Source organism: Loktanella sp. M215 (genome assembly GCF_021735925.1).
In the GTDB taxonomy this organism is placed as follows: Bacteria; Pseudomonadota; Alphaproteobacteria; order Rhodobacterales; family Rhodobacteraceae; genus Loktanella.
Genome location: NZ_WMEA01000009.1, coordinates 1 through 21,439 on the forward strand (window position 1 = coordinate 1; position 21,439 = coordinate 21,439).

The following is a 21,439-nucleotide window of genomic DNA, read 5'->3' on the forward strand; positions in this document are numbered from 1 at the left end:
CTGCAGGCTGCATCTGACGCATTGATCCTGAAAGGGCAGCGCTCGCCTCTCTGAGGACGGCGTATCTGTTCGCCGGCTCTCGGGCAAAGAAGCCCACAGCACCACAGAGCGCCCCTATGAGGGCGATCACGCCCACTCTGCGCCACTTGCTCCTCCTGATGGGCCTCTATGACGCTCAGAGCCCGTCTGAGGCCGCACATCTGGCTAGCCTCTTTCAGCGCCGCAGCGGCTTCCCCTGACCCGGTGGGTGATCTCCACGGACTTCGCACGCATCTCGCGTGCGGCCTCTCCGGCAGCGTTCAGGGCTGCGCGATCCTCCCGCATGGCCTTTGTCCAGAATGACTGAGATTGCCTTGCCGTTGGTCTCCAGTTGGTCTGTTTCGATGGTCTGCACATAGACGCGTGGATCTGGACAATCGAGGCTGCCGTTGCCGCTGTCTGCTGCTGGACGGCAATCAGCTTGGTGGTGTTCCTCCGCTGTGGCATCGAGCAGTGCGTTGATCTTCTCGTCCTGGGGCGTGGGGGCGGCGGGGTTTGCCGGATCAGCCATTGCGCGCCGCCTTCTTGTCGAGGTCTTCCAAGAGTGGCTGAATGTCTTTCACGTCGAGATCGCGTGTCACCCGTTCTGCGCAGCAGCCCTGCCAGCCTTGCCGCTGCTTCCGGACTTTCCATTGCAGCCTTCACGACGATAGCGCCTGCGATGATCTTGACGCGGGTGTCGGTGGATTTTTTTCTTTGACTTGAGCCTTGAGAGCTTGTCCTGAGCTGATGCAATCTGCTGGTCTATTGTCTTCATTGCGTGCTCCTTAGGGTTGTGCTTTGATAGCAAGCGCCGGGGTGTGGGTAAAGGGCTGGTAGCACGAAGTGCTTCACCTATACGTCGTTGCACGACGGCGAGCGAAGGACCGCTGCGCATCCTTTCGAAACCAAGCCAAGAGGGCGATCATGGCGATTTATCATTTTGATGCCTCTGTGATCTCCCCGCAGCAAGGGGCGGTCCGCGACCGCCGCGAGCGCCTACCGCGCCGCCGAGCGTGTGCGCGATCTGCGCACCGGCGAGGTGCACGACTACACCCGCAAGGATGGCGTCCTGCACACCGAGATCCTTGCCCCGGAGCACGCGCCGGACTGGGCGCGTGACCGGTCGTCTCTCTGGAACGCCGTCGAGGCTGTCGAGCGGCGCAAGGATGCGCAGGTCAGCCGCGAGGTGCGCGTGGCCCTGCCCTCCGAGCTGACGCCGGAACAGAACCGCGATCTCGTGCGCGGGTTCGTTCAGGCGCAGTTCGTCGCCCGCGGTATGGTCGCTGACATCGCCCTCCACGCCCCGGGGCGTGAAGGCGACCAGCGGAACCACCACGCGCATATCATGCTGACCACCCGCGAGATTGGCCCCGAGGGGTTCGGGGCCAAGAACCGCGACTGGAACGCCAAGGAGCTGCTGGTGGACTGGCGGTCGTCCTGGGCCGATCACGTCAACCACACCCTTGAGCGCTGCAACGTCCACGAGCGGGTGGATCACCGCACGCTGGAGGCGCAGCGCGAGGAGGCGCTTGAGCGGGCCTATGCGGCCGAGCGCAACGGCGACGAGCGGGTCCACGTCGCGGAGATGGCGCGGGCCGTGGCGCTGGACCGCCCGCCCCTGCCCGACGTCGGCGCCCGGGGCTGGAGCATGATGCGGCGCGGCATCGCCACACCGGCCTCCGATCGCTGGCAGGAGGTGCGCGAGATCGGCCTTCAGGTGCGCGAGGTCGCGCGGGAGTTCCAGACGCAGGCCCGCGAATGGCTGGAGCGGGCGCTGGACCGGGTGCAGGAGCGCGCGGCAGCGCTTGGCCTCACCCGCGCCCCGGAGACGGCGCTGGAGCGGCTGCAAGCCGCCCGTGCATCGCGAGGGGCCGAGGAGAGGCCGCAGAACGCCCTTGAGCGGCTACAGGCGGCGCGGGAGGGGCGAGGCGAGGACCGGAGCGTTGAGATCGCGCGCAATGTCGAGAGCGCCGGCCAAGACCTGACGGAGCAGGATCGGGAGAGAGCAAAGGTGTTGGAGCGCGAACGCATGCTGGAACGGGAGCGGGGTATCGAGCGCGAAGGGCGGGGGTATAGCATTTGAGGCAGGCTATTCACGAATTTAGTAGCAGTTTGGGTGTTCGAATCTACTTACTCCATCGCTGCGTTGAATCCGATGTATCAAGGGCGGAACCGATCTTTCGCGCAATGTCACTTGTCTGTACCATTCTGGTCAAAAGCAGACTTAAAAAGTTCCTGATGCCAGATACTGTTGTACTGCTAACAGACAAGCTCTTTAGACCCGAGCTGTTGCTGCTGGATAAACCTACGGCAATCATTCATCATTCATGTCAGGTTCAGTATGATAAGCGAAATTTAATCTTTTTTATAAGAACCTCTGAGATTTCTATCTCTCATTAAGAGCCTGAGAGAATTTTTTTCATCGCGACGCAATGGCCTCGCTTTTAAATTTTGAGGCTAAAATGCCAATTACTATTAAATCCCTCGTCTCTGAGCTGACTCCAAGCAACACGGTTTTAGTTTTTTGGTGCGGGAGCATCTCTTCCCGTCAGGGGCTCCAAGCGTCTGGAACCTATGCGAACATTTGGCTCCTATAATTGGAGAGGATCCTGGAACCTATAACTTTGCTGAACTCTGTTCCCTTTTTGAATACAAAAAAAACCGTAAGGAGCTTGTTGCACAGGTAAGGTCGAAGTTTAAGGGACTGCGGCCAACTGGGGGCTTACAAAATGTAGCAGAATACGATTGGGTTTCGATTTTTACAACAAATTACGATGATCTTGTTGAAAAGGCGTTCTTAAAAAGAAGTAAAGACATCCGAGTTTTTTCTTCCAATTTTGATTTTGGTGAGCCTACGCCTCCTACGTCAACATCAATATTCAAAATTCATGGGACGATTGGACACGATACTTCGGATGGCCATCGATCTAAAAATGATTCTGACTGAGGAAGACAATGATACTGTGGAGGACTATCGCGAAGCCCTCTACGACAGATTTAAAAATGATTTAAACTCGCATGACGCAGTTATTATAGGGCAGTCCCTAGCTGATCCAGATTTGGATACATTAGTAAAGCGAGCCTTGAAGCTCCGGCAGAAATCCTATTCATCAGGAAGAATATTTCTTCTTGTATATACGGAAGACCAAAATCGAGCGATGCTTTTAGAAAGAAAGGGGCTACAGGTCGTATTTGGTGGAATAGATGATTTCTTTTTTGAGCTTGCAAAGCAGTCTCATCAGGTTGTTCCCGTTTCCGAAACCTCAGATGACCCACTTATTCAAAGTACGATATTAAGATCTATTACCGTTGATATTGAACATCAAGCAAATCAGATACCTCCTGACTTTCCGAAAATGTTTGGAGGCGGCGCACCAACCTATTCAGATATTAGAGCCGGATTCACCTTTCCCAGGACAAATAAAGAGCGGGTTTCTGATAAACTACAAAACGACGTTCAGTACTCAGTAGTATTGGGCGCGAGTGGTGTTGGGAAAACATCTCTAGCACGTCAAATTGCATTTGACTTAGTTGGAAAAGGCTATTTGGGGTGGGAGCACAATCCAGACCGTGAGTTCATCGCCGATGAATGGAGAAATGTCGCCAGAGCTTTAGAGGAAAGTCAGCGAAATGCTGTAATGGTACTGGACGATGCACACCTTTACCTTCACGAGATTAATAATCTAATTAATTGGTTACATGATGATGGGTCAAAGCGACTGCGGCTTATACTGACATCTGCCAAGAACCATTGGAAGCCGCGGATCAAGACCGCAAATCTATATAAATCCGTGGAGCTTATAGAGTTATCCACTCTTGATCCAACTGAAATTGGAAGCCTTCTTTCATTGGTTCAGGGGGTTCCAGAAATCGCAAAGCTAGTGGACAAAAAGCTTTAAAGGTTTTACCCTTCAAGAACGTCGACGGCGTCTAATTGAAAGATGCAATAAAGATTTCTTTGTTTGTATGAAGAATATTTTTGCAAACGACAGCTTCGATACAATCGTATTGCGTGAGTTTTCTGGTGTTAACCCTAATTATCAATCTGTTTATAAAGTAATTTGCGCGTTGGAAAGCTTCGGAGTCCGAGTTCACCGTCAACTTGTGGTTCGACTACTTCAAATTACTGCTCAAGATATTGGTATGGTTCTAGAGAACCTTGAAGGGCTCGTAGAAGAGTATCAAATAAACAAGCGAGAGAGTATCTTCGGTTGGAGTGGGCGACATCCTGTAATATCTGAAATAATCTCGAAGCATAAGTTTGGTGGTCAAAAGGAGATTTTTGCGTTGCTGAAGCAAGTAGCTTCTAACATTTCGCCAACATACGATATTGAAATTAGAACCATCCGGCAGCTTTGTAGTTTTGAAGGAGGTATATCACGTATTTCGGACGTATCATCTCAGAATGAACTTCTGAGAATAATGATCTCAGTAGCTCCGCGAGAAAGGGTGCCGCGGCATCGACTTATCACTAATCTGATTAATAATGGGCATTTCCCAGATGCTGAAGCGGAAATTAGGATCTTCGAAAATGATTTGGGAGCTGATGGACCCGTTCGGAGATATAGAGTTCGCTTACTCATTGAGCGGGCAATAGGTACCGTGGGCTTGATGCTGGACGATAAATCAAAGATGCTAAACGATGCATTCAGCGCAGCGCTAAAAAATTCTTAAGGGCGATCCATTCAATCGTCAAAAATCTTCAACTTCATGCAGACGTATCCTTGGAGCTATATCGTGTGTCGGGCGACAATGCTTTCATCGATGATGCGCTCGAAGCTATGAAGGTTGCTGAAAAAGAAGTCGGTGACCCAGATATTACAAGAATGATACATCGTTTCGAACGGCGAGTTTCACCTGTAAGTGGAGATATTGTTGAAATGGAAGTTATTGAGGATATCGATGATATAGATATTGAAAGAGATTTGTAAAATATCTGCGAAAGACTATTAGCGGCAGGTTTTTTTGTAGCATTAATAATAAAAACATTCGTTATTGGAGTAGTCGCTGGCCTCTAAGGCTATAGGCCAGCGACTAGTTTAGAAGAGATCAATCGTCCGGAGGAAGTAGATCCGGGTTCCAGACGATCTCCCATAAGTGACCGTCAGGGTCCGCGAAGTAGGCGGCGTAGCCACCATAGAATGTATCCTGGGCGGATTTGATGATTTTGGCCCCGGCCCGCGCTGCCGCCCTCAAACCCTGATCGACGTCTTCTCGACGCACTACATTGTGCCCGATGGTAAGGGCGGTGGGGCTAATTGGCTGCACCGGGAGCCCAGTATCATGGGCAATGTCGGCCTGCGCCCACAGAGCGAGCTTTAGCCCGCCAGACAGGTCGAAAAACGCAACCGCGCCATGCTCGAATTCCCGTCCTATGATGCCTGTTGTCGGCAGTCCAAGTCCATCTCGGTAGAATGCCAGCGATCTTTCGAGATCAGCTACGCCAAGCGTCAGAACGGATATTAGAGGTTTCATGTCATGCCCTTTCTATCGGCACCTGCACCATGCAGACGCCTTGATAGTCTTGGGCCGCTGACTTGTAGCGGAAGGTCCCGCAAAAAGCGGGGGCCGGGCCAACCTTCCCGCGCCTAACCTGTTTCAGACCAGCAAAAAGTAGATGGTGCATTTGGAGCGGTCAATAACGGCGAGGTTCGAATTGCCGCTTTTGGGCGCCTTCCTAAAGCGCTCGTTTGTGGAGGGGATCTGCAACGGTCAGTTTTTTGCAGCCACTAAACCGGTTCAAAACTGAAGTCGTTGTTGAAGGTTTTTGGGGGGCTTGGCGTACTAACTGCCTCTGATCCGCTTCCATAGCGACCTTCTGGGCGTCTCCCCTGCCCCATCTGGAGGCGCAAGACGTGCCAGTGATTGCGCTTGTTGCTTCCAGTCAGCTTTGTCAGCTTCCAAGCGCTCTATCGTTTCCATGGCTGCATTAAGTTTGACTTGCAAAACGCTGATTTCAACGGCGTTTGTGTCGCTGTTGGGCGTGGTCAAACTTGACTGGTCAACGTGAGTTTCACTTAGGCGCGGCTTGTAAACTCTCGCCAGCTCTGACTGGTCAATTTCCCATGACCCTTGACCATCTTTTCTAGCGGACAACTTGCCTTCTTTTAGGTGTTTCATGAGGGTGGGGCGAGAAATTTGGTAGTGCTTGACCGCCTCCCTTACACTTACTTTTCCCACCGTTGAGATCCCTGCTTCATACCATGTTAGGTGTGGCTATTTTCCTGTTAGGTTGACCATAGAGCTTTACAGGGCACGCGGTCAATTTGACTTCAGACATGCCTCATCTTTCAGGCTCGTCTAATGGTGTTCGGGCTTACCTCAAACAGACGCGACAGTTCTGCAATGCCACGACCTTCTTGGTCGCGCATCCGAACCACCTCTGCACGGCGTTCGGGAGATAGGGCTGGGGGTCTGCCGCCGATCCTTCCGCGCTTACGGGAGGCCACGAGCCCTTCTTTAGTCCGCTCAGAAATACGCTCACGCTCAAACTGAGCGATAGAGGCAAAGACATGAAACACAAGCCTACCAGCAGGCGTCGTTGTGTCGATGTCCTCAGCCAGGGAACGAAAGCCTGCACCCTTCGCGCTAATAGCCCCCATGATGTGCAGAAGATCCTGCAACGACCGGCTCAGTCGGTCATATTTGGCGACTACCACGACATCAGCCTGACGCAGCTGGTCAATCATACGGTCCAGCTCGGGTCGTGACTTCTTGGTGCCCGACACTTTCTCCGTAAAGATGCGCTCGGCGCCGGCTGCCTCAAGGGCAGAGGTTTGGGGATCAAGGTGCTGATCTTCTGTCGAGACGCGTGCATAGCCAACGATCATGAATCTGACCCTTCCAAAAACCTTCAACAACTATGTCAGTTTTGAACAGGGTTTATGGCAGCGTCAATCGGGGTGGTTTGCGCACGTTCCAAAAACGAGCGTTTCTGGAACAGTCAGGAAGCATCGCTTTGCAGACGAGAGCAGAATCTCGCTATCCCGAAAGGCTTGCTGCTTGAAAATCGATCAATCCTTGCTCTGGCTTTATTAAGCTTCTGATAATGACATAGATTTGCCAAAATCTCGGGTTCGAGGTGGTATTGTTTATAAACGAGCGCATTAGCGCTAACTTCGGAGCAGTACCTTGGCTAAAACGTATACGTTTGAAGCTCTCGGATTGCTGCATGGCAGAATGGACGAGGACCTTCTCAACATCATCACTCTTGCGACCCGCATGTTTCGCGTGCCTATCTCATTTGTGTCTGTTTTGGAAAGCCAAGAGAAACGGCAACATATTTCTGCATCTGTAGGTCCATTCTTTGACAACCCTGATGTAGGCGACATGCCGATCGAAGGATCAATCTGTCAGTATGTACAGGCAAGTCAGAAGACGGTCGCTATCCCAGATTTACTAAAAGATGCTCGCACTTTCGATAACGAGTTTGTTGTCCAGAACGGCTTACGCTCTTATCTGGGCAGTCCAATACATACAACGGCAGGGAAAGTAATCGGCGCGCTATGCTGCATGTCCGCCTCCCCCCGTGAATGGACGCAGGATGAAATTAGTATTCTAGAAGACTTAGCTCGCTGCGTCGATGGCATCGTAAAAGCTCGAACGTTGGCACTGGAGGAACGCAAAGCGCGCGTCGATTTGCAAGATATCATGGCGAATAGAAGCGGCTACATTGCGCACGTTAGCCACGAAATAAGGACGCCGCTTACCGGTATCATCGGCTCGATCAAGATGCTCGGCGAAGTGAAATCTGAAGATCAATCAAAACGTCTGATGACGATCCTCAATCGGTCAGCCGAAAAGCTTCTGGGCTTTGTGAATGATGTGCTTGATCTAGCCAAACTCGATGCTGGCCACTTCGAAATCATAGAAGAAGAAGCGGACATTGGTAAACTTTCCAGCGACGTCTTAGACGAATTCATGGGGCTCGCAGACGCCAAGTCGATCCGCATGAGTGTCAAAGATCAACTCGCCGGAACCACCTATCTTGCCGACAAATTAGCGTTTCAAACCATCCTGCAAAATCTGATCGGCAATGCTGTTAAATTTACGGATACTGGATCTGTCACCGTCAATATAAGTGAAGATTCTTATGGCCAGGTTGCCATTGATGTCGCCGATACAGGTATTGGCATTGCACCAGAATACCATAAGAAAATCTTTAATGAGTTTGAGCAAGCTGACGCGGTCAACCCGAGAATTTACGGCGGAACAGGTCTTGGTATGCCCATCGTGAAGCGTATGGTTGACCGGATGGAAGGTACCATCACCGTTAAAAAGCCAGCCGGGCCAAGGCTCAACGTTCTCGATCTTGGTTCCACTACAAAGAGTTTTCCATCGCGAAGTTGCGGCCCAAACTGATCTCTGAACCATCCAACTAGCTGCTGCCATGGCCTAAAGCCCAGCAGCCTTGCGCAGAGCATCGTTAATCCGGCTTTGCCAACCAGCGCCTTGCGCCTTGAACGCAGCAATAACGTCCGGGTCCAGACGGATCGTCGTGGACACCTTGGTCACATCCGCTTTTGGCCGTCCGCGCTGAACGGTCGCCTTGGCGATCTTGTCGGCCCAGTAAGGTGCTGACAGGTCGGGCGCATCATCGTCAGAAGCGGCCTGCATATGCTCTTTGTTCTCGCTCATTGGCTTTCCTCAAGCTGATGATACGGCGTGCTGTGCCGCGTTGTGTCCAGACCATGACCACCATGCGGGCATCGAGAAAGCCGATCGTGATCTGACGCGTCTCGCCGTAGTCCTGGCGATCGTCCTCCACCGTCAGGGTGGTTTCGTCGAAGATCTCTGCGGCGCGGGCCATATCCAGGCCGCGCTCGGCGAGAGTGGCGTCACGCTTAGCGGTCGGGTATTCAATGTCCATACTTTATGTTACTACAATAAGTAGTTCAAGACGCAAGGCAAAACCCTTTCAGAAGTGCCTACCGCGCCGAGTAACTTTTACACCATGTGGTGAAGGTTTTCTCGATGCTGGTTGCATCCAGCGGGATCGACTTCTCGCCGCACCACTTGCGAAACGCATCGGCCAATTTGCGAAGATCCGGGACGTGCCCACCTTCCAGCCTTGGCGCAGTGTCCCGTGCGATGCGGTCCCAAGGCTGCGTGTCCCGCACCGTGCCATGTTCTGGGAAGGTTAGGGACGGGGTTTCCGCTGTCCCGTCGCGCCGCGCCTTGCGGCCTGTCTTAGGGCGATCCAACTCACGCTTCGTGTCTCGCTTCCGCTCCGGCTCTTTTTCAGCCCAGGCGATAGTAATGCCGGTCACGGTACGCCCAACTTTGCGCGGTGTGGCGGTCAACGTCATTCGTGAGGTTTGATTGATTTCGTCGATGGCAGCTTCCAATGCAAAACGTCGGAAATCTGCGAAACGATTCATCTTACCTTCTGGGACACCCATTATCGTGCGTAACTCTGACACAGTGAAGGTTTTGCTGGTGACGTAGTTCAGGTTCACCAGCGAGGCGACGTACTGGAACAGCAGGATCGAATACTTCGAGGACAGGGCGAAGACCGTCTGGCGATCCATGATGGCCCAATGGCACGAGTTCTCTGCCATTTCCCGAAATGCGCCGCCGAACCACCATGCGACCAATAGATTATCGCTGTCTTCATCGCGGTAATCCAGCTTTGCCCGATCCAGAAACCCACCAATAATCTCGCACTGAGCGTCGGTGTCGTCGAAGACCATCACAGCGCCCGCCAGCTCGATGAACAGTTTGCGCAGCGTGGCCCGCGAATGGTTTCGCATCCCGGTGATGGACTTAATGCTGGCCAGCCGGAGCTCGTGGCGCACGTCTTCAGCCATGCGCCCGCCCGCCGTCGCAATGAGCAGGTGCATCAGCTTGAGAGCTTCAGCGCTTGGCGGGTTCTCAATGTAAACGCCCCGCGCCACCTCAGCAGGTAGCACCGTTTTAGCATCATCATGGGCGCGGTCAGCAGCAACTTGGAGTGTCTTTATCATATGTGAGTTTTTACATAGTATAAAACTCACATGTCAACTCGTACCAGCGTCCCCATTTCTCACATAAGCGTCCCCATTTCTCACATAAGCGTCCCCATTTCTCACATAAGCGTCCCCATTTCTCACATATAAGACCACAAGTTATTGTATTTAAATATAAGTTTCGCCCTGAACTTATAGAACTTATGAACAAGAAAGGCGCTGCGCGCTTTTTTGTAAAAATATGGATGGTTTTGGTGCGGATGGGACCGTTGCGCCTTCAAGGCTTACTTGATCTGTAATACATATTGGTACACATAGATGGTGCCCAGAACGCAAGGAGTGATGCCATGCCTCGAAATACATCCGTGACTCTTGGAGATCATTTTACCGGTTTCATCAGCGAGCAGGTCGAGACCGGTCGTTATGGCTCAGCCAGCGATGTTGTGCGTGCTGGACTACGGCTTTTGGAAGAGCACGAAGCCCAAGTGAAGGCCTTGCAGGATGCTCTCATCGCCGGAGAAAAATCAGGGAAGCCCCGCGCCTTTGACAGCGAAACCTTCCTGAGCCGCATGCATGCGAAGCATGCGGCCTCGCATGCCGGATAAGTCCTACACGCTGGCCCCGCTGGCGGAGATCGATCTGGAAGAGATCTGGTTCTACACGTTTCAGACGTGGTCGCTTGCTCAAGCGGACAGCTACCTTCGCGATCTGGTTGCAGCATTCGAGGCCTTGGTCTTGGGTGTCAGGACAGGCCGAGAGGTCGATGTGCGCCCCGGCTATCTGAAATGCCCCGTAGGATCGCACATGATCTATTTTCGGGAGCGGAAAGACCGCATTGAGATTATGCGGGTGCTGCACCAGCGGCAGGATCTCGGCCTGAACCTCTGAACGGTACAGGCCGTATTCTGTGTCACTGTGCGGTTTGCCAGATGACACAGGCGAAGGTTCCCTCAGACGGCAGAGTCTCTCCACGGAGGTCTCTGCAGGCTGCATCTGACGCATTGATCCTGAGCGCAGCGCTCGCCTCTCTGAGGACGGCGTATCTGTTCGCCGGCTCTCGGGCAAAGAAGCCCACAGCACCACAGAGCGCCCCTATGAGGGCGATCACGCCCACTCTGCGCCACTTGCCTTCCTGATGGGCCTCTATGACGCTCAGGAGCCTGTCTGAGGCCGCATTGAACATCTGGCTAGCCTCTTTCTGCGCCGCAGCGGCTTCCCCGACCCGGTGGGTGATCTCCACGGACTTCGCACGCATCTCGCGTGCGGCCTCTCCGGCAGCGTTCAGGGCTGCGCGATCCTCCCGCATGGCCTTGTCCAGAATGACTGAGATTGCCTTGCCGTTGGTCTCCCAGTTGGTCTGTTTGGCGATGGTCTGCACATAGACGCGTGCATCCTGGACAGAGGCTGCCGTTGCCGCTGTCTGCTGCTGGACGGCAATCAGCTTGGTGGTGTTCTCCGCTGTGGCATCGAGCAGTGCGTTGATCTTCTCGTCCTGGGGCATGGGTGCCGCGGGGTTTACCGGATCAGCCATTGCGCGCCGCCTTCTTGTCGAGGTCTGCCAAGAGCGGCTGAATGTCTTTCACGTCGAGATCCCGTGTCACCCGTTCGCGCAGCAGCCCTGCCAGCTTTGCCGCTGCTTCCGGACTTTCCATTGCAGCCTTCACGACGATAGCGCCTGCGATGATCTTGACGCGGGTGTCGGTGGATTTTTTCTTTGACTTGAGCCTTGAGAGCTTGTCCTGAGCGGATGCAATCTGCTGGTCTATTGTCTTCATTGCGCACTCCTTGGGGTTGTGCTTTGATAGCAAGCGCCGGGGTGTGGGTAAAGGGCTGGTAGCACGAAGTGCTCACCTATACGTCGTTGCACGACGGCGAGCGAAGGACCGCTGCGCATCCTTTCGAAACCAAGCCAAGAGGGCGATCATGGCGATTTATCATTTTGATGCCTCTGTGATCTCCCGCAGCAAGGGGCGGTCCGCGACCGCCGCGAGCGCCTACCGCGCCGCCGAGCGTGTGCGCGATCTGCGCACCGGCGAGGTGCACGACTACACCCGCAAGGATGGCGTCCTGCACACCGAGATCCTTGCCCCGGAGCACGCGCCCGACTGGGCGCGTGACCGGTCGTCTCTCTGGAACGCCGTCGAGGCTGTCGAGCGGCGCAAGGATGCGCAGGTCAGCCGCGAGGTGCGCGTGGCCCTGCCCTCCGAGCTGACGCCGGAACAGAACCGCGATCTCGTGCGCGGGTTCGTTCAGGCGCAGTTCGTCGCCCGCGGTATGGTCGCTGACATCGCCCTCCACGCCCCGGGGCGTGAAGGCGACCAGCGGAACCACCACGCGCATATCATGCTGACCACCCGCGAGATTGGCCCCGAGGGGTTCGGGGCCAAGAACCGCGACTGGAACGCCAAGGAGCTGCTGGTGGACTGGCGGTCGTCCTGGGCCGATCACGTCAACCACACCCTTGAGCGCTGCAACGTCCACGAGCGGGTGGATCACCGCACGCTGGAGGCGCAGCGCGAGGAGGCGCTTGAGCGGGCCTATGCGGCCGAGCGCAACGGCGACGAGCGGGTCCACGTCGCGGAGATGGCGCGGGCCGTGGCGCTGGACCGCCCGCCCCTGCCCGACGTCGGCGCCCGGGGCTGGAGCATGATGCGGCGCGGCATCGCCACACCGGCCTCCGATCGCTGGCAGGAGGTGCGCGAGATCGGCCTTCAGGTGCGCGAGGTCGCGCGGGAGTTCCAGACGCAGGCCCGCGAATGGCTGGAGCGGGCGCTGGACCGGGTGCAGGAGCGCGCGGCAGCGCTTGGCCTCACCCGCGCCCCGGAGACGGCGCTGGAGCGGCTGCAAGCCGCCCGTGCATCGCGAGGGGCCGAGGAGAGGCCGCAGAACGCCCTTGAGCGGCTACAGGCGGCGCGGGAGGGGCGAGGCGAGGACCGGAGCGTTGAGATCGCGCGCAATGTCGAGAGCGCCGGCCAAGACCTGACGGAGCAGGATCGGGAGAGAGCAAAGGTGTTGGAGCGCGAACGCATGCTGGAACGGGAGCGGGGTATCGAGCGCGAAGGGCGGGGGGTATAGCATTTGAGGCAGGCTATTCACGAATTTAGTAGCAGTTTGGGTGTTCGAATCTACTTACTCCATCGCTGCGTTGAATCCGATGTATCAAGGGCGGAACCGATCTTTCGCGCAATGTCACTTGTCTGTACCATTCTGGTCAAAAGCAGACTTAAAAAGTTCCTGATGCCAGATACTGTTGTACTGCTAACAGACAAGCTCTTTAGACCCGAGCTGTTGCTGCTGGATAAACCTACGGCAATCATTCATCATTCATGTCAGGTTCAGTATGATAAGCGAAATTTAATCTTTTTATAAGAACCTCTGAGATTTCTATCTCTCATTAAGAGCCTGAGAGAATTTTTTCATCGCGACGCAATGGCCTCGCTTTAAATTTTGAGGCTAAAATGCCAATTACTATTAAATCCCTCGTCTCTGAGCTGACTCCAAGCAACACGGTTTTAGTTTTTGGTGCGGGAGCATCTCTTCCGTCAGGGGCTCCAAGCGTCTGGAACCTATGCGAACATTTGGCTCCTATAATTGGAGAGGATCCTGGAACCTATAACTTTGCTGAACTCTGTTCCCTTTTTGAATACAAAAAAAACCGTAAGGAGCTTGTTGCACAGGTAAGGTCGAAGTTTAAGGGACTGCGGCCAACTGGGGGCTTACAAAATGTAGCAGAATACGATTGGGTTTCGATTTTTACAACAAATTACGATGATCTTGTTGAAAAGGCGTTCTTAAAAAGAAGTAAAGACATCCGAGTTTTTTCTTCCAATTTTGATTTTGGTGAGCCTACGCCTCCTACGTCAACATCAATATTCAAAATTCATGGGACGATTGGACACGATACTTCGGATGGCCATCGATCTAAAATGATTCTGACTGAGGAAGACAATGATACTGTGGAGGACTATCGCGAAGCCCTCTACGACAGATTTAAAAATGATTTAAACTCGCATGACGCAGTTATTATAGGGCAGTCCCTAGCTGATCCAGATTTGGATACATTAGTAAAGCGAGCCTTGAAGCTCCGGCAGAAATCCTATTCATCAGGAAGAATATTTCTTCTTGTATATACGGAAGACCAAAATCGAGCGATGCTTTTAGAAAGAAAGGGGCTACAGGTCGTATTTGGTGGAATAGATGATTTCTTTTTTGAGCTTGCAAAGCAGTCTCATCAGGTTGTTCCCGTTTCCGAAACCTCAGATGACCCACTTATTCAAAGTACGATATTAAGATCTATTACCGTTGATATTGAACATCAAGCAAATCAGATACCTCCTGACTTTCCGAAAATGTTTGGAGGCGGCGCACCAACCTATTCAGATATTAGAGCCGGATTCACCTTTCCCAGGACAAATAAAGAGCGGGTTTCTGATAAACTACAAAACGACGTTCAGTACTCAGTAGTATTGGGCGCGAGTGGTGTTGGGAAAACATCTCTAGCACGTCAAATTGCATTTGACTTAGTTGGAAAAAGGCTATTTGGGGTGGGAGCACAATCCAGACCGTGAGTTCATCGCCGATGAATGGAGAAATGTCGCCAGAGCTTTAGAGGAAAGTCAGCGAAATGCTGTAATGGTACTGGACGATGCACACCTTTACCTTCACGAGATTAATAATCTAATTAATTGGTTACATGATGATGGGTCAAAGCGACTGCGGCTTATACTGACATCTGCCAAGAACCATTGGAAGCCGCGGATCAAGACCGCAAATCTATATAAATCCGTGGAGCTTATAGAGTTATCCACTCTTGATCCAACTGAAATTGGAAGCCTTCTTTCATTGGTTCAGGGGGTTCCAGAAATCGCAAAGCTAGTGGACAAAAGCTTTAAAGGTTTTACCCTTCAAGAACGTCGACGGCGTCTAATTGAAAGATGCAATAAAGATTTCTTTGTTTGTATGAAGAATATTTTTGCAAACGACAGCTTCGATACAATCGTATTGCGTGAGTTTTCTGGTGTTAACCCTAATTATCAATCTGTTTATAAAGTAATTTGCGCGTTGGAAAGCTTCGGAGTCCGAGTTCACCGTCAACTTGTGGTTCGACTACTTCAAATTACTGCTCAAGATATTGGTATGGTTCTAGAGAACCTTGAAGGGCTCGTAGAAGAGTATCAAATAAACAAGCGAGAGAGTATCTTCGGTTGGAGTGGGCGACATCCTGTAATATCTGAAATAATCTCGAAGCATAAGTTTGGTGGTCAAAAGGAGATTTTTGCGTTGCTGAAGCAAGTAGCTTCTAACATTTCGCCAACATACGATATTGAAATTAGAACCATCCGGCAGCTTTGTAGTTTTGAAGGAGGTATATCACGTATTTCGGACGTATCATCTCAGAATGAACTTCTGAGAATAATGATCTCAGTAGCTCCGCGAGAAAGGGTGCCGCGGCATCGACTTATCACTAATCTGATTAATAATGGGCATTTCCCAGATGCTGAAGCGGAAATTAGGATCTTCGAAAATGATTTGGGAGCTGATGGACCCGTTCGGAGATATAGAGTTCGCTTACTCATTGAGCGGGCAATAGGTACCGTGGGCTTGATGCTGGACGATAAATCAAAGATGCTAAACGATGCATTCAGCGCAGCGCTAAAAATTCTTAAGGGCGATCCATTCAATCGTCAAAATCTTCAACTTCATGCAGACGTATCCTTGGAGCTATATCGTGTGTCGGGCGACAATGCTTTCATCGATGATGCGCTCGAAGCTATGAAGGTTGCTGAAAAAGAAGTCGGTGACCCAGATATTACAAGAATGATACATCGTTTCGAACGGCGAGTTTCACCTGTAAGTGGAGATATTGTTGAAATGGAAGTTATTGAGGATATCGATGATATAGATATTGAAAGAGATTTGTAAAATATCTGCGAAAGACTATTAGCGGCAGGTTTTTTTGTAGCATTAATAATAAAAACATTCGTTATTGGAGTAGTCGCTGGCCTCTAAGGCTATAGGCCAGCGACTAGTTTAGAAGAGATCAATCGTCCGGAGGAAGTAGATCCGGGTTCCAGACGATCTCCCATAAGTGACCGTCAGGGTCCGCGAAGTAGGCGGCGTAGCCACCATAGAATGTATCCTGGGCGGATTTGATGATTTTGGCCCCGGCCCGCGCTGCCGCCCTCAAACCCTGATCGACGTCTTCTCGACGCACTACATTGTGCCCGATGGTAAGGGCGGTGGGGCTAATTGGCTGCACCGGGAGCCCAGTATCATGGGCAATGTCGGCCTGCGCCCACAGAGCGAGCTTTAGCCCGCCAGACAGGTCGAAAAAACGCAACCGCGCCATGCTCGAATTCCCGTCCTATGATGCCTGTTGTCGGCAGTCCAAGTCCATCTCGGTAGAATGCCAGCGATCTTTCGAGATCAGCTACGCCAAGCGTCAGAACGGATATTAGAGGTTTCATGTCATGCCCTTTCTATCGGCACCTGCACCATGCAGACGCCTTGATAGTCTTGGGCCGCTGACTTGTAGCGGAAGGTCCCGCAAAAAGCGGGGGCCGGGCCAACCTTCCCGCGCCTAACCTGTTTCAGACCAGCAAAAAGTAGATGGTGCATTTGGAGCGGTCAATAACGGCGAGGTTCGAATTGCCGCTTTTGGGCGCCTTCCTAAAGCGCTCGTTTGTGGAGGGGATCTGCAACGGTCAGTTTTTTGCAGCCACTAAACCGGTTCAAAACTGAAGTCGTTGTTGAAGGTTTTTGGGGGGCTTGGCGTACTAACTGCCTCTGATCCGCTTCCATAGCGACCTTCTGGGCGTCTCCCCTGCCCCATCTGGAGGCGCAAGACGTGCCAGTGATTGCGCTTGTTGCTTCCAGTCAGCTTTGTCAGCTTCCAAGCGCTCTATCGTTTCCATGGCTGCATTAAGTTTGACTTGCAAAACGCTGATTTCAACGGCGTTTGTGTCGCTGTTGGGCGTGGTCAAACTTGACTGGTCAACGTGAGTTTCACTTAGGCGCGGCTTGTAAACTCTCGCCAGCTCTGACTGGTCAATTTCCCATGACCCTTGACCATCTTTTCTAGCGGACAACTTGCCTTCTTTTAGGTGTTTCATGAGGGTGGGGCGAGAAATTTGGTAGTGCTTGACCGCCTCCCTTACACTTACTTTTCCCACCGTTGAGATCCCTGCTTCATACCATGTTAGGTGTGGCTATTTTCCTGTTAGGTTGACCATAGAGCTTTACAGGGCACGCGGTCAATTTGACTTCAGACATGCCTCATCTTTCAGGCTCGTCTAATGGTGTTCGGGCTTACCTCAAACAGACGCGACAGTTCTGCAATGCCACGACCTTCTTGGTCGCGCATCCGAACCACCTCTGCACGGCGTTCGGGAGATAGGGCTGGGGGTCTGCCGCCGATCCTTCCGCGCTTACGGGAGGCCACGAGCCCTTCTTTAGTCCGCTCAGAAATACGCTCACGCTCAAACTGAGCGATAGAGGCAAAGACATGAAACACAAGCCTACCAGCAGGCGTCGTTGTGTCGATGTCCTCAGCCAGGGAACGAAAGCCTGCACCCTTCGCGCTAATAGCCCCCATGATGTGCAGAAGATCCTGCAACGACCGGCTCAGTCGGTCATATTTGGCGACTACCACGACATCAGCCTGACGCAGCTGGTCAATCATACGGTCCAGCTCGGGTCGTGACTTCTTGGTGCCCGACACTTTCTCCGTAAAGATGCGCTCGGCGCCGGCTGCCTCAAGGGCAGAGGTTTGGGGATCAAGGTGCTGATCTTCTGTCGAGACGCGTGCATAGCCAACGATCATGAATCTGACCCTTCCAAAAACCTTCAACAACTATGTCAGTTTTGAACAGGGTTTATGGCAGCGTCAATCGGGGTGGTTTGCGCACGTTCCAAAAACGAGCGTTTCTGGAACAGTCAGGAAGCATCGCTTTGCAGACGAGAGCAGAATCTCGCTATCCCGAAAGGCTTGCTGCTTGAAAATCGATCAATCCTTGCTCTGGCTTTATTAAGCTTCTGATAATGACATAGATTTGCCAAAATCTCGGGTTCGAGGTGGTATTGTTTATAAACGAGCGCATTAGCGCTAACTTCGGAGCAGTACCTTGGCTAAAACGTATACGTTTGAAGCTCTCGGATTGCTGCATGGCAGAATGGACGAGGACCTTCTCAACATCATCACTCTTGCGACCCGCATGTTTCGCGTGCCTATCTCATTTGTGTCTGTTTTGGAAAGCCAAGAGAAACGGCAACATATTTCTGCATCTGTAGGTCCATTCTTTGACAACCCTGATGTAGGCGACATGCCGATCGAAGGATCAATCTGTCAGTATGTACAGGCAAGTCAGAAGACGGTCGCTATCCCAGATTTACTAAAAGATGCTCGCACTTTCGATAACGAGTTTGTTGTCCAGAACGGCTTACGCTCTTATCTGGGCAGTCCAATACATACAACGGCAGGGAAAGTAATCGGCGCGCTATGCTGCATGTCCGCCTCCCCCGTGAATGGACGCAGGATGAAATTAGTATTCTAGAAGACTTAGCTCGCTGCGTCGATGGCATCGTAAAAGCTCGAACGTTGGCACTGGAGGAACGCAAAGCGCGCGTCGATTTGCAAGATATCATGGCGAATAGAAGCGGCTACATTGCGCACGTTAGCCACGAAATAAGGACGCCGCTTACCGGTATCATCGGCTCGATCAAGATGCTCGGCGAAGTGAAATCTGAAGATCAATCAAAACGTCTGATGACGATCCTCAATCGGTCAGCCGAAAAGCTTCTGGGCTTTGTGAATGATGTGCTTGATCTAGCCAAACTCGATGCTGGCCACTTCGAAATCATAGAAGAAGAAGCGGACATTGGTAAACTTTCCAGCGACGTCTTAGACGAATTCATGGGGCTCGCAGACGCCAAGTCGATCCGCATGAGTGTCAAAGATCAACTCGCCGGAACCACCTATCTTGCCGACAAATTAGCGTTTCAAACCATCCTGCAAAATCTGATCGGCAATGCTGTTAAATTTACGGATACTGGATCTGTCACCGTCAATATAAGTGAAGATTCTTATGGCCAGGTTGCCATTGATGTCGCCGATACAGGTATTGGCATTGCACCAGAATACCATAAGAAAATCTTTAATGAGTTTGAGCAAGCTGACGCGGTCAACCCGAGAATTTACGGCGGAACAGGTCTTGGTATGCCCATCGTGAAGCGTATGGTTGACCGGATGGAAGGTACCATCACCGTTAAAAGCCAGCCGGGCCAAGGCTCAACGTTCTCGATCTTGGTTCCACTACAAAGAGTTTTCCATCGCGAAGTTGCGGCCCAAACTGATCTCTGAACCATCCAACTAGCTGCTGCCATGGCCTAAAGCCCAGCAGCCTTGCGCAGAGCATCGTTAATCCGGCTTTGCCAACCAGCGCCTTGCGCCTTGAACGCAGCAATAACGTCCGGGTCCAGACGGATCGTCGTGGACACCTTGGTCACATCCGCTTTTGGCCGTCCGCGCTGAACGGTCGCCTTGGCGATCTTGTCGGCCCAGTAAGGTGCTGACAGGTCGGGCGCATCATCGTCAGAAGCGGCCTGCATATGCTCTTTGTTCTCGCTCATTGGCTTTCCTCAAGCTGATGATACGGCGTGCTGTGCCGCGTTGTGTCCAGACCATGACCACCATGCGGGCATCGAGAAAGCCGATCGTGATCTGACGCGTCTCGCCGTAGTCCTGGCGATCGTCCTCCACCGTCAGGGTGGTTTCGTCGAAGATCTCTGCGGCGCGGGCCATATCCGTGCCGCGCTCGGCGAGAGTGGCGTCACGCTTAGCGGTCGGGTATTCAATGTCCATACTTTATGTTACTACAATAAGTAGTTCAAGACGCAAAGGCAAAACCCTTTCAGAAGTGCCTACCGCGCCGAGTAACTTTTACACCATGTGGTGAAGGTTTTCTCGATGCTGGTTGCATCCAGCGGGATCGACTTCTCGCCGCACCACTTGCGAAACGCATCGGCCAATTTGCGAAGATCCGGGACGTGCCCACCTTCCAGCCTTGGCGCAGTGTCCCGTGCGATGCGGTCCCAAGGCTGCGTGTCCCGCACCGTGCCATGTTCTGGGAAGGTTAGGGACGGGGTTTCCGCTGTCCCGTCGCGCCGCGCCTTGCGGCCTGTCTTAGGGCGATCCAACTCACGCTTCGTGTCTCGCTTCCGCTCCGGCTCTTTTTCAGCCCGTGCGATAGTAATGCCGGTCACGGTACGCCCAACTTTGCGCGGTGTGGCGGTCAACGTCATTCGTGAGGTTTGATTGATTTCGTCGATGGCAGCTTCCAATGCAAAACGTCGGAAATCTGCGAAACGATTCATCTTACCTTCTGGGACACCCATTATCGTGCGTAACTCTGACACAGTGAAGGTTTTGCTGGTGACGTAGTTCAGGTTCACCAGCGAGGCGACGTACTGGAACAGCAGGATCGAATACTTCGAGGACAGGGCGAAGACCGTCTGGCGATCCATGATGGCCCAATGGCACGAGTTCTCTGCCATTTCCCGAAATGCGCCGCCGAACCACCATGCGACCAATAGATTATCGCTGTCTTCATCGCGGTAATCCAGCTTTGCCCGATCCAGAAACCCACCAATAATCTCGCACTGAGCGTCGGTGTCGTCGAAGACCATCACAGCGCCCGCCAGCTCGATGAACAGTTTGCGCAGCGTGGCCCGCGAATGGTTTCGCATCCCGGTGATGGACTTAATGCTGGCCAGCCGGAGCTCGTGGCGCACGTCTTCAGCCATGCGCCCGCCCGCCGTCGCAATGAGCAGGTGCATCAGCTTGAGAGCTTCAGCGCTTGGCGGGTTCTCAATGTAAACGCCCCGCGCCACCTCAGCAGGTAGCACCGTTTTTAGCATCATCATGGGCGCGGTCAGCAGCAACTTGGAGTGTCTTTATCATATGTGAGTTTTTACATAGTATAAAACTCACATGTCAACTCGTACCAGCGTCCCCCATTTCTCACATAAGCGTCCCCATTTCTCATAAGCGTCCCCATTTCTCACATAAGCGTCCCCATTTCTCACATATAAGACCACAAGTTATTGTATTTAAATATAAGTTTCGCCCTGAACTTATAGAACTTATGAACAAGAAGGCGCTGCGCGCTTTTTTGTAAAAATATGGATGGTTTTGGTGCGGATGGGACCGTTGCGCCTTCAAGGCTTACTTGATCTGTAATACATATTGGTACACATAGATGGTGCCCAGAACGCAAGAGAGTGATGCCATGCCTCGAAATACATCCGTGACTCTTGGAGATCATTTTACCGGTTTCATCAGCGAGCAGGTCGAGACCGGTCGTTATGGCTCAGCCAGCGATGTTGTGCGTGCTGGACTACGGCTTTTGGAAGAGCACGAAGCCCAAGTGAAGGCCTTGCAGGATCGATGCTCTCATCGCCGGAGAAAAATCAGG

28 protein-coding genes and 1 pseudogene are annotated in these 21,439 nt (G+C 52.6%); 14 read left to right on the forward strand and 15 right to left on the reverse strand.

What is annotated here, in order from left to right; genetic code table 11:
* Positions 1-214 precede the first annotated feature (214 nt).
* Together GLR48_RS25200 and GLR48_RS25205 are read right to left on the reverse strand one after the other, a co-directional pair.
* Positions 215-550: a hypothetical protein gene (locus tag GLR48_RS25200; protein ID WP_237066981.1), complete on the reverse strand. Its 336-nt coding sequence runs from the start codon at positions 548-550 to the stop codon at positions 215-217.
* A 66-nt stretch (positions 551-616) separates the two neighbouring features.
* Entirely contained in the window at positions 617-796 is a 180-nt protein-coding gene (locus tag GLR48_RS25205) for a hypothetical protein (protein ID WP_237066983.1), read from the reverse strand.
* A gap of 198 nt (positions 797-994) precedes the next feature.
* On the opposite strand from GLR48_RS25205, the pseudogene mobQ (GLR48_RS25210) reads away from it, so the two are divergent.
* From mobQ (GLR48_RS25210) to GLR48_RS25225, 5 genes and pseudogenes are all read left to right on the forward strand, one after another.
* Positions 995-2,104 (forward strand): annotated as a pseudogene (gene mobQ, locus GLR48_RS25210) (MobQ family relaxase); the annotation flags it as partial.
* Between the two features lie 444 nt (positions 2,105-2,548).
* The gene (locus tag GLR48_RS26200) at positions 2,549-2,968 is read left to right on the forward strand and encodes an SIR2 family protein (RefSeq protein WP_442915879.1); all 420 of its coding nucleotides are present in this window, start codon (positions 2,549-2,551) and stop codon (positions 2,966-2,968) included.
* Positions 2,937-3,920, forward strand: coding sequence for a P-loop NTPase (locus GLR48_RS25215; protein WP_272911741.1), 984 nt, complete (start codon positions 2,937-2,939; stop codon positions 3,918-3,920). Before GLR48_RS26200 ends, GLR48_RS25215 begins: the two co-directional genes overlap by 32 nt.
* Positions 3,921-3,987: 67 nt before the next feature.
* On the forward strand, positions 3,988-4,695 hold the full coding sequence (locus GLR48_RS25220) for a hypothetical protein (RefSeq protein WP_237066987.1): 708 nt from the start codon (positions 3,988-3,990) through the stop codon (positions 4,693-4,695).
* Between the two features lie 65 nt (positions 4,696-4,760).
* The gene (locus GLR48_RS25225; protein ID WP_237066989.1) at positions 4,761-4,952 is read left to right on the forward strand and encodes a hypothetical protein; all 192 of its coding nucleotides are present in this window, start codon (positions 4,761-4,763) and stop codon (positions 4,950-4,952) included.
* A gap of 118 nt (positions 4,953-5,070) precedes the next feature.
* On the opposite strand, the gene GLR48_RS25230 is transcribed toward GLR48_RS25225, so the two are convergent.
* Both GLR48_RS25230 and GLR48_RS25235 read right to left on the reverse strand, forming a co-directional pair.
* Positions 5,071-5,496, reverse strand: coding sequence for a VOC family protein (locus GLR48_RS25230; RefSeq protein ID WP_237066991.1), 426 nt, complete (start codon positions 5,494-5,496; stop codon positions 5,071-5,073).
* A gap of 815 nt (positions 5,497-6,311) precedes the next feature.
* Entirely contained in the window at positions 6,312-6,851 is a 540-nt protein-coding gene (locus tag GLR48_RS25235) for a recombinase family protein (RefSeq protein ID WP_237066993.1), read from the reverse strand.
* 301 nt (positions 6,852-7,152) lie between these two features.
* Between GLR48_RS25235 and GLR48_RS25240 the strand changes: the two genes are divergently transcribed.
* The gene (locus GLR48_RS25240; RefSeq protein ID WP_237066995.1) at positions 7,153-8,382 is read left to right on the forward strand and encodes a GAF domain-containing sensor histidine kinase; all 1,230 of its coding nucleotides are present in this window, start codon (positions 7,153-7,155) and stop codon (positions 8,380-8,382) included.
* 33 nt (positions 8,383-8,415) lie between these two features.
* On the opposite strand, the gene GLR48_RS25245 is transcribed toward GLR48_RS25240, so the two are convergent.
* The 3 genes from GLR48_RS25245 to GLR48_RS25255 are packed head-to-tail and all read right to left on the reverse strand — an operon-like array spanning position 8,416 to position 9,986.
* Positions 8,416-8,658 (reverse strand): BrnA antitoxin family protein, encoded by a 243-nt coding sequence (locus GLR48_RS25245; RefSeq protein WP_237066997.1) that lies wholly within the window; start codon positions 8,656-8,658, stop codon positions 8,416-8,418.
* Positions 8,621-8,890 carry a BrnT family toxin gene (locus GLR48_RS25250; protein WP_237066999.1) on the reverse strand — a complete coding sequence of 90 codons (270 nt, stop codon included), beginning with the start codon at positions 8,888-8,890 and terminating at the stop codon, positions 8,621-8,623. Before GLR48_RS25250 ends, GLR48_RS25245 begins: the two co-directional genes overlap by 38 nt.
* A 58-nt stretch (positions 8,891-8,948) precedes the next feature.
* A complete protein-coding gene (locus GLR48_RS25255) occupies positions 8,949-9,986 on the reverse strand; it encodes a replication initiation protein (RefSeq protein ID WP_237067001.1) in 1,038 nt (345 codons plus the stop codon).
* Positions 9,987-10,315: 329 nt separating this feature from the next.
* Between GLR48_RS25255 and GLR48_RS25260 the strand changes: the two genes are divergently transcribed.
* Positions 10,316-10,573 (forward strand): type II toxin-antitoxin system ParD family antitoxin, encoded by a 258-nt coding sequence (locus tag GLR48_RS25260; RefSeq protein ID WP_237067003.1) that lies wholly within the window; start codon positions 10,316-10,318, stop codon positions 10,571-10,573.
* Complete coding sequence (locus tag GLR48_RS25265; protein ID WP_237067005.1) at positions 10,563-10,856, forward strand: type II toxin-antitoxin system RelE/ParE family toxin; 294 nt, start codon at positions 10,563-10,565, stop codon at positions 10,854-10,856. Before GLR48_RS25260 ends, GLR48_RS25265 begins: the two co-directional genes overlap by 11 nt.
* 22 nt (positions 10,857-10,878) lie before the next feature.
* Here GLR48_RS25265 and GLR48_RS25270 read toward each other — a convergent pair whose 3' ends face one another.
* Positions 10,879-11,499: a hypothetical protein gene (locus GLR48_RS25270; protein ID WP_237067007.1), complete on the reverse strand. Its 621-nt coding sequence runs from the start codon at positions 11,497-11,499 to the stop codon at positions 10,879-10,881.
* Positions 11,492-11,743, reverse strand: coding sequence for a hypothetical protein (locus GLR48_RS25275; RefSeq protein WP_237067009.1), 252 nt, complete (start codon positions 11,741-11,743; stop codon positions 11,492-11,494). The genes GLR48_RS25270 and GLR48_RS25275 overlap by 8 nt, the downstream gene beginning before the upstream one ends.
* A 148-nt stretch (positions 11,744-11,891) precedes the next feature.
* Between GLR48_RS25275 and mobQ (GLR48_RS25280) the strand changes: the two genes are divergently transcribed.
* From mobQ (GLR48_RS25280) to GLR48_RS25290, 3 genes are all read left to right on the forward strand, one after another.
* A complete protein-coding gene (gene mobQ / locus GLR48_RS25280) occupies positions 11,892-13,043 on the forward strand; it encodes a MobQ family relaxase (protein ID WP_237067011.1) in 1,152 nt (383 codons plus the stop codon).
* Between the two features lie 383 nt (positions 13,044-13,426).
* A complete protein-coding gene (locus tag GLR48_RS25285) occupies positions 13,427-14,536 on the forward strand; it encodes an SIR2 family NAD-dependent protein deacylase (protein ID WP_237067013.1) in 1,110 nt (369 codons plus the stop codon).
* Entirely contained in the window at positions 14,493-15,890 is a 1,398-nt protein-coding gene (locus GLR48_RS25290) for a hypothetical protein (RefSeq protein ID WP_237067015.1), read from the forward strand. The genes GLR48_RS25285 and GLR48_RS25290 overlap by 44 nt, the downstream gene beginning before the upstream one ends.
* 118 nt (positions 15,891-16,008) lie before the next feature.
* Here GLR48_RS25290 and GLR48_RS25295 read toward each other — a convergent pair whose 3' ends face one another.
* The 3 genes from GLR48_RS25295 to GLR48_RS25300 form a co-directional block, all read right to left on the reverse strand.
* On the reverse strand, positions 16,009-16,317 hold the full coding sequence (locus tag GLR48_RS25295; protein ID WP_237067017.1) for a VOC family protein: 309 nt from the start codon (positions 16,315-16,317) through the stop codon (positions 16,009-16,011).
* Positions 16,241-16,435 carry a VOC family protein gene (locus GLR48_RS26205; RefSeq protein WP_442915878.1) on the reverse strand — a complete coding sequence of 65 codons (195 nt, stop codon included), beginning with the start codon at positions 16,433-16,435 and terminating at the stop codon, positions 16,241-16,243. Before GLR48_RS26205 ends, GLR48_RS25295 begins: the two co-directional genes overlap by 77 nt.
* A gap of 815 nt (positions 16,436-17,250) precedes the next feature.
* Complete coding sequence (locus tag GLR48_RS25300; RefSeq protein ID WP_237066993.1) at positions 17,251-17,790, reverse strand: recombinase family protein; 540 nt, start codon at positions 17,788-17,790, stop codon at positions 17,251-17,253.
* A 301-nt stretch (positions 17,791-18,091) separates the two neighbouring features.
* Between GLR48_RS25300 and GLR48_RS25305 the strand changes: the two genes are divergently transcribed.
* A complete protein-coding gene (locus GLR48_RS25305) occupies positions 18,092-18,520 on the forward strand; it encodes a GAF domain-containing protein (protein ID WP_237067020.1) in 429 nt (142 codons plus the stop codon).
* Positions 18,466-19,326: a sensor histidine kinase gene (locus GLR48_RS25310; RefSeq protein WP_237067022.1), complete on the forward strand. Its 861-nt coding sequence runs from the start codon at positions 18,466-18,468 to the stop codon at positions 19,324-19,326. Before GLR48_RS25305 ends, GLR48_RS25310 begins: the two co-directional genes overlap by 55 nt.
* A gap of 26 nt (positions 19,327-19,352) precedes the next feature.
* Here GLR48_RS25310 and GLR48_RS25315 read toward each other — a convergent pair whose 3' ends face one another.
* The 3 genes from GLR48_RS25315 to GLR48_RS25325 are packed head-to-tail and all read right to left on the reverse strand — an operon-like array spanning position 19,353 to position 20,906.
* A complete protein-coding gene (locus GLR48_RS25315; protein WP_237066997.1) occupies positions 19,353-19,595 on the reverse strand; it encodes a BrnA antitoxin family protein in 243 nt (80 codons plus the stop codon).
* Positions 19,558-19,827 carry a BrnT family toxin gene (locus tag GLR48_RS25320; RefSeq protein WP_237067024.1) on the reverse strand — a complete coding sequence of 90 codons (270 nt, stop codon included), beginning with the start codon at positions 19,825-19,827 and terminating at the stop codon, positions 19,558-19,560. The genes GLR48_RS25315 and GLR48_RS25320 overlap by 38 nt, the downstream gene beginning before the upstream one ends.
* 59 nt (positions 19,828-19,886) lie before the next feature.
* Complete coding sequence (locus tag GLR48_RS25325; RefSeq protein ID WP_237067026.1) at positions 19,887-20,906, reverse strand: replication initiation protein; 1,020 nt, start codon at positions 20,904-20,906, stop codon at positions 19,887-19,889.
* A gap of 347 nt (positions 20,907-21,253) precedes the next feature.
* Here GLR48_RS25325 and GLR48_RS25330 point away from each other — a divergent pair.
* A partial coding sequence (locus tag GLR48_RS25330) for a type II toxin-antitoxin system ParD family antitoxin (protein ID WP_237067028.1) occupies positions 21,254-21,439 on the forward strand: 186 nt, incomplete at its 3' end.

Coding starts and splice junctions, on each gene's coding strand:
- GLR48_RS25200 (WP_237066981.1), bottom strand. CDS start 550: ATGGCTGATCCGGCAAACCCCGCCGCCCCCACGCCCCAGGACGAGAAG.
- GLR48_RS25205 (WP_237066983.1), bottom strand. CDS start 796: ATGAAGACAATAGACCAGCAGATTGCATCAGCTCAGGACAAGCTCTCA.
- GLR48_RS25215 (WP_272911741.1), top strand. CDS start 2,937: ATGGCCATCGATCTAAAAATGATTCTGACTGAGGAAGACAATGATACT.
- GLR48_RS25220 (WP_237066987.1), top strand. CDS start 3,988: ATGAAGAATATTTTTGCAAACGACAGCTTCGATACAATCGTATTGCGT.
- GLR48_RS25230 (WP_237066991.1), bottom strand. CDS start 5,496: ATGAAACCTCTAATATCCGTTCTGACGCTTGGCGTAGCTGATCTCGAA.
- GLR48_RS25235 (WP_237066993.1), bottom strand. CDS start 6,851: ATGATCGTTGGCTATGCACGCGTCTCGACAGAAGATCAGCACCTTGAT.
- GLR48_RS25245 (WP_237066997.1), bottom strand. CDS start 8,658: ATGAGCGAGAACAAAGAGCATATGCAGGCCGCTTCTGACGATGATGCG.
- GLR48_RS25250 (WP_237066999.1), bottom strand. CDS start 8,890: ATGGACATTGAATACCCGACCGCTAAGCGTGACGCCACTCTCGCCGAG.
- GLR48_RS25255 (WP_237067001.1), bottom strand. CDS start 9,986: ATGATAAAGACACTCCAAGTTGCTGCTGACCGCGCCCATGATGATGCT.
- GLR48_RS25260 (WP_237067003.1), top strand. CDS start 10,316: ATGCCTCGAAATACATCCGTGACTCTTGGAGATCATTTTACCGGTTTC.
- GLR48_RS25265 (WP_237067005.1), top strand. CDS start 10,563: ATGCCGGATAAGTCCTACACGCTGGCCCCGCTGGCGGAGATCGATCTG.
- GLR48_RS25270 (WP_237067007.1), bottom strand. CDS start 11,499: ATGGCTGATCCGGTAAACCCCGCGGCACCCATGCCCCAGGACGAGAAG.
- GLR48_RS25275 (WP_237067009.1), bottom strand. CDS start 11,743: ATGAAGACAATAGACCAGCAGATTGCATCCGCTCAGGACAAGCTCTCA.
- mobQ (WP_237067011.1), top strand. CDS start 11,892: ATGGCGATTTATCATTTTGATGCCTCTGTGATCTCCCGCAGCAAGGGG.
- GLR48_RS25285 (WP_237067013.1), top strand. CDS start 13,427: ATGCCAATTACTATTAAATCCCTCGTCTCTGAGCTGACTCCAAGCAAC.
- GLR48_RS25295 (WP_237067017.1), bottom strand. CDS start 16,317: ATGGCGCGGTTGCGTTTTTTCGACCTGTCTGGCGGGCTAAAGCTCGCT.
- GLR48_RS26205 (WP_442915878.1), bottom strand. CDS start 16,435: ATGAAACCTCTAATATCCGTTCTGACGCTTGGCGTAGCTGATCTCGAA.
- GLR48_RS25300 (WP_237066993.1), bottom strand. CDS start 17,790: ATGATCGTTGGCTATGCACGCGTCTCGACAGAAGATCAGCACCTTGAT.
- GLR48_RS25310 (WP_237067022.1), top strand. CDS start 18,466: ATGCTGCATGTCCGCCTCCCCCGTGAATGGACGCAGGATGAAATTAGT.
- GLR48_RS25315 (WP_237066997.1), bottom strand. CDS start 19,595: ATGAGCGAGAACAAAGAGCATATGCAGGCCGCTTCTGACGATGATGCG.
- GLR48_RS25320 (WP_237067024.1), bottom strand. CDS start 19,827: ATGGACATTGAATACCCGACCGCTAAGCGTGACGCCACTCTCGCCGAG.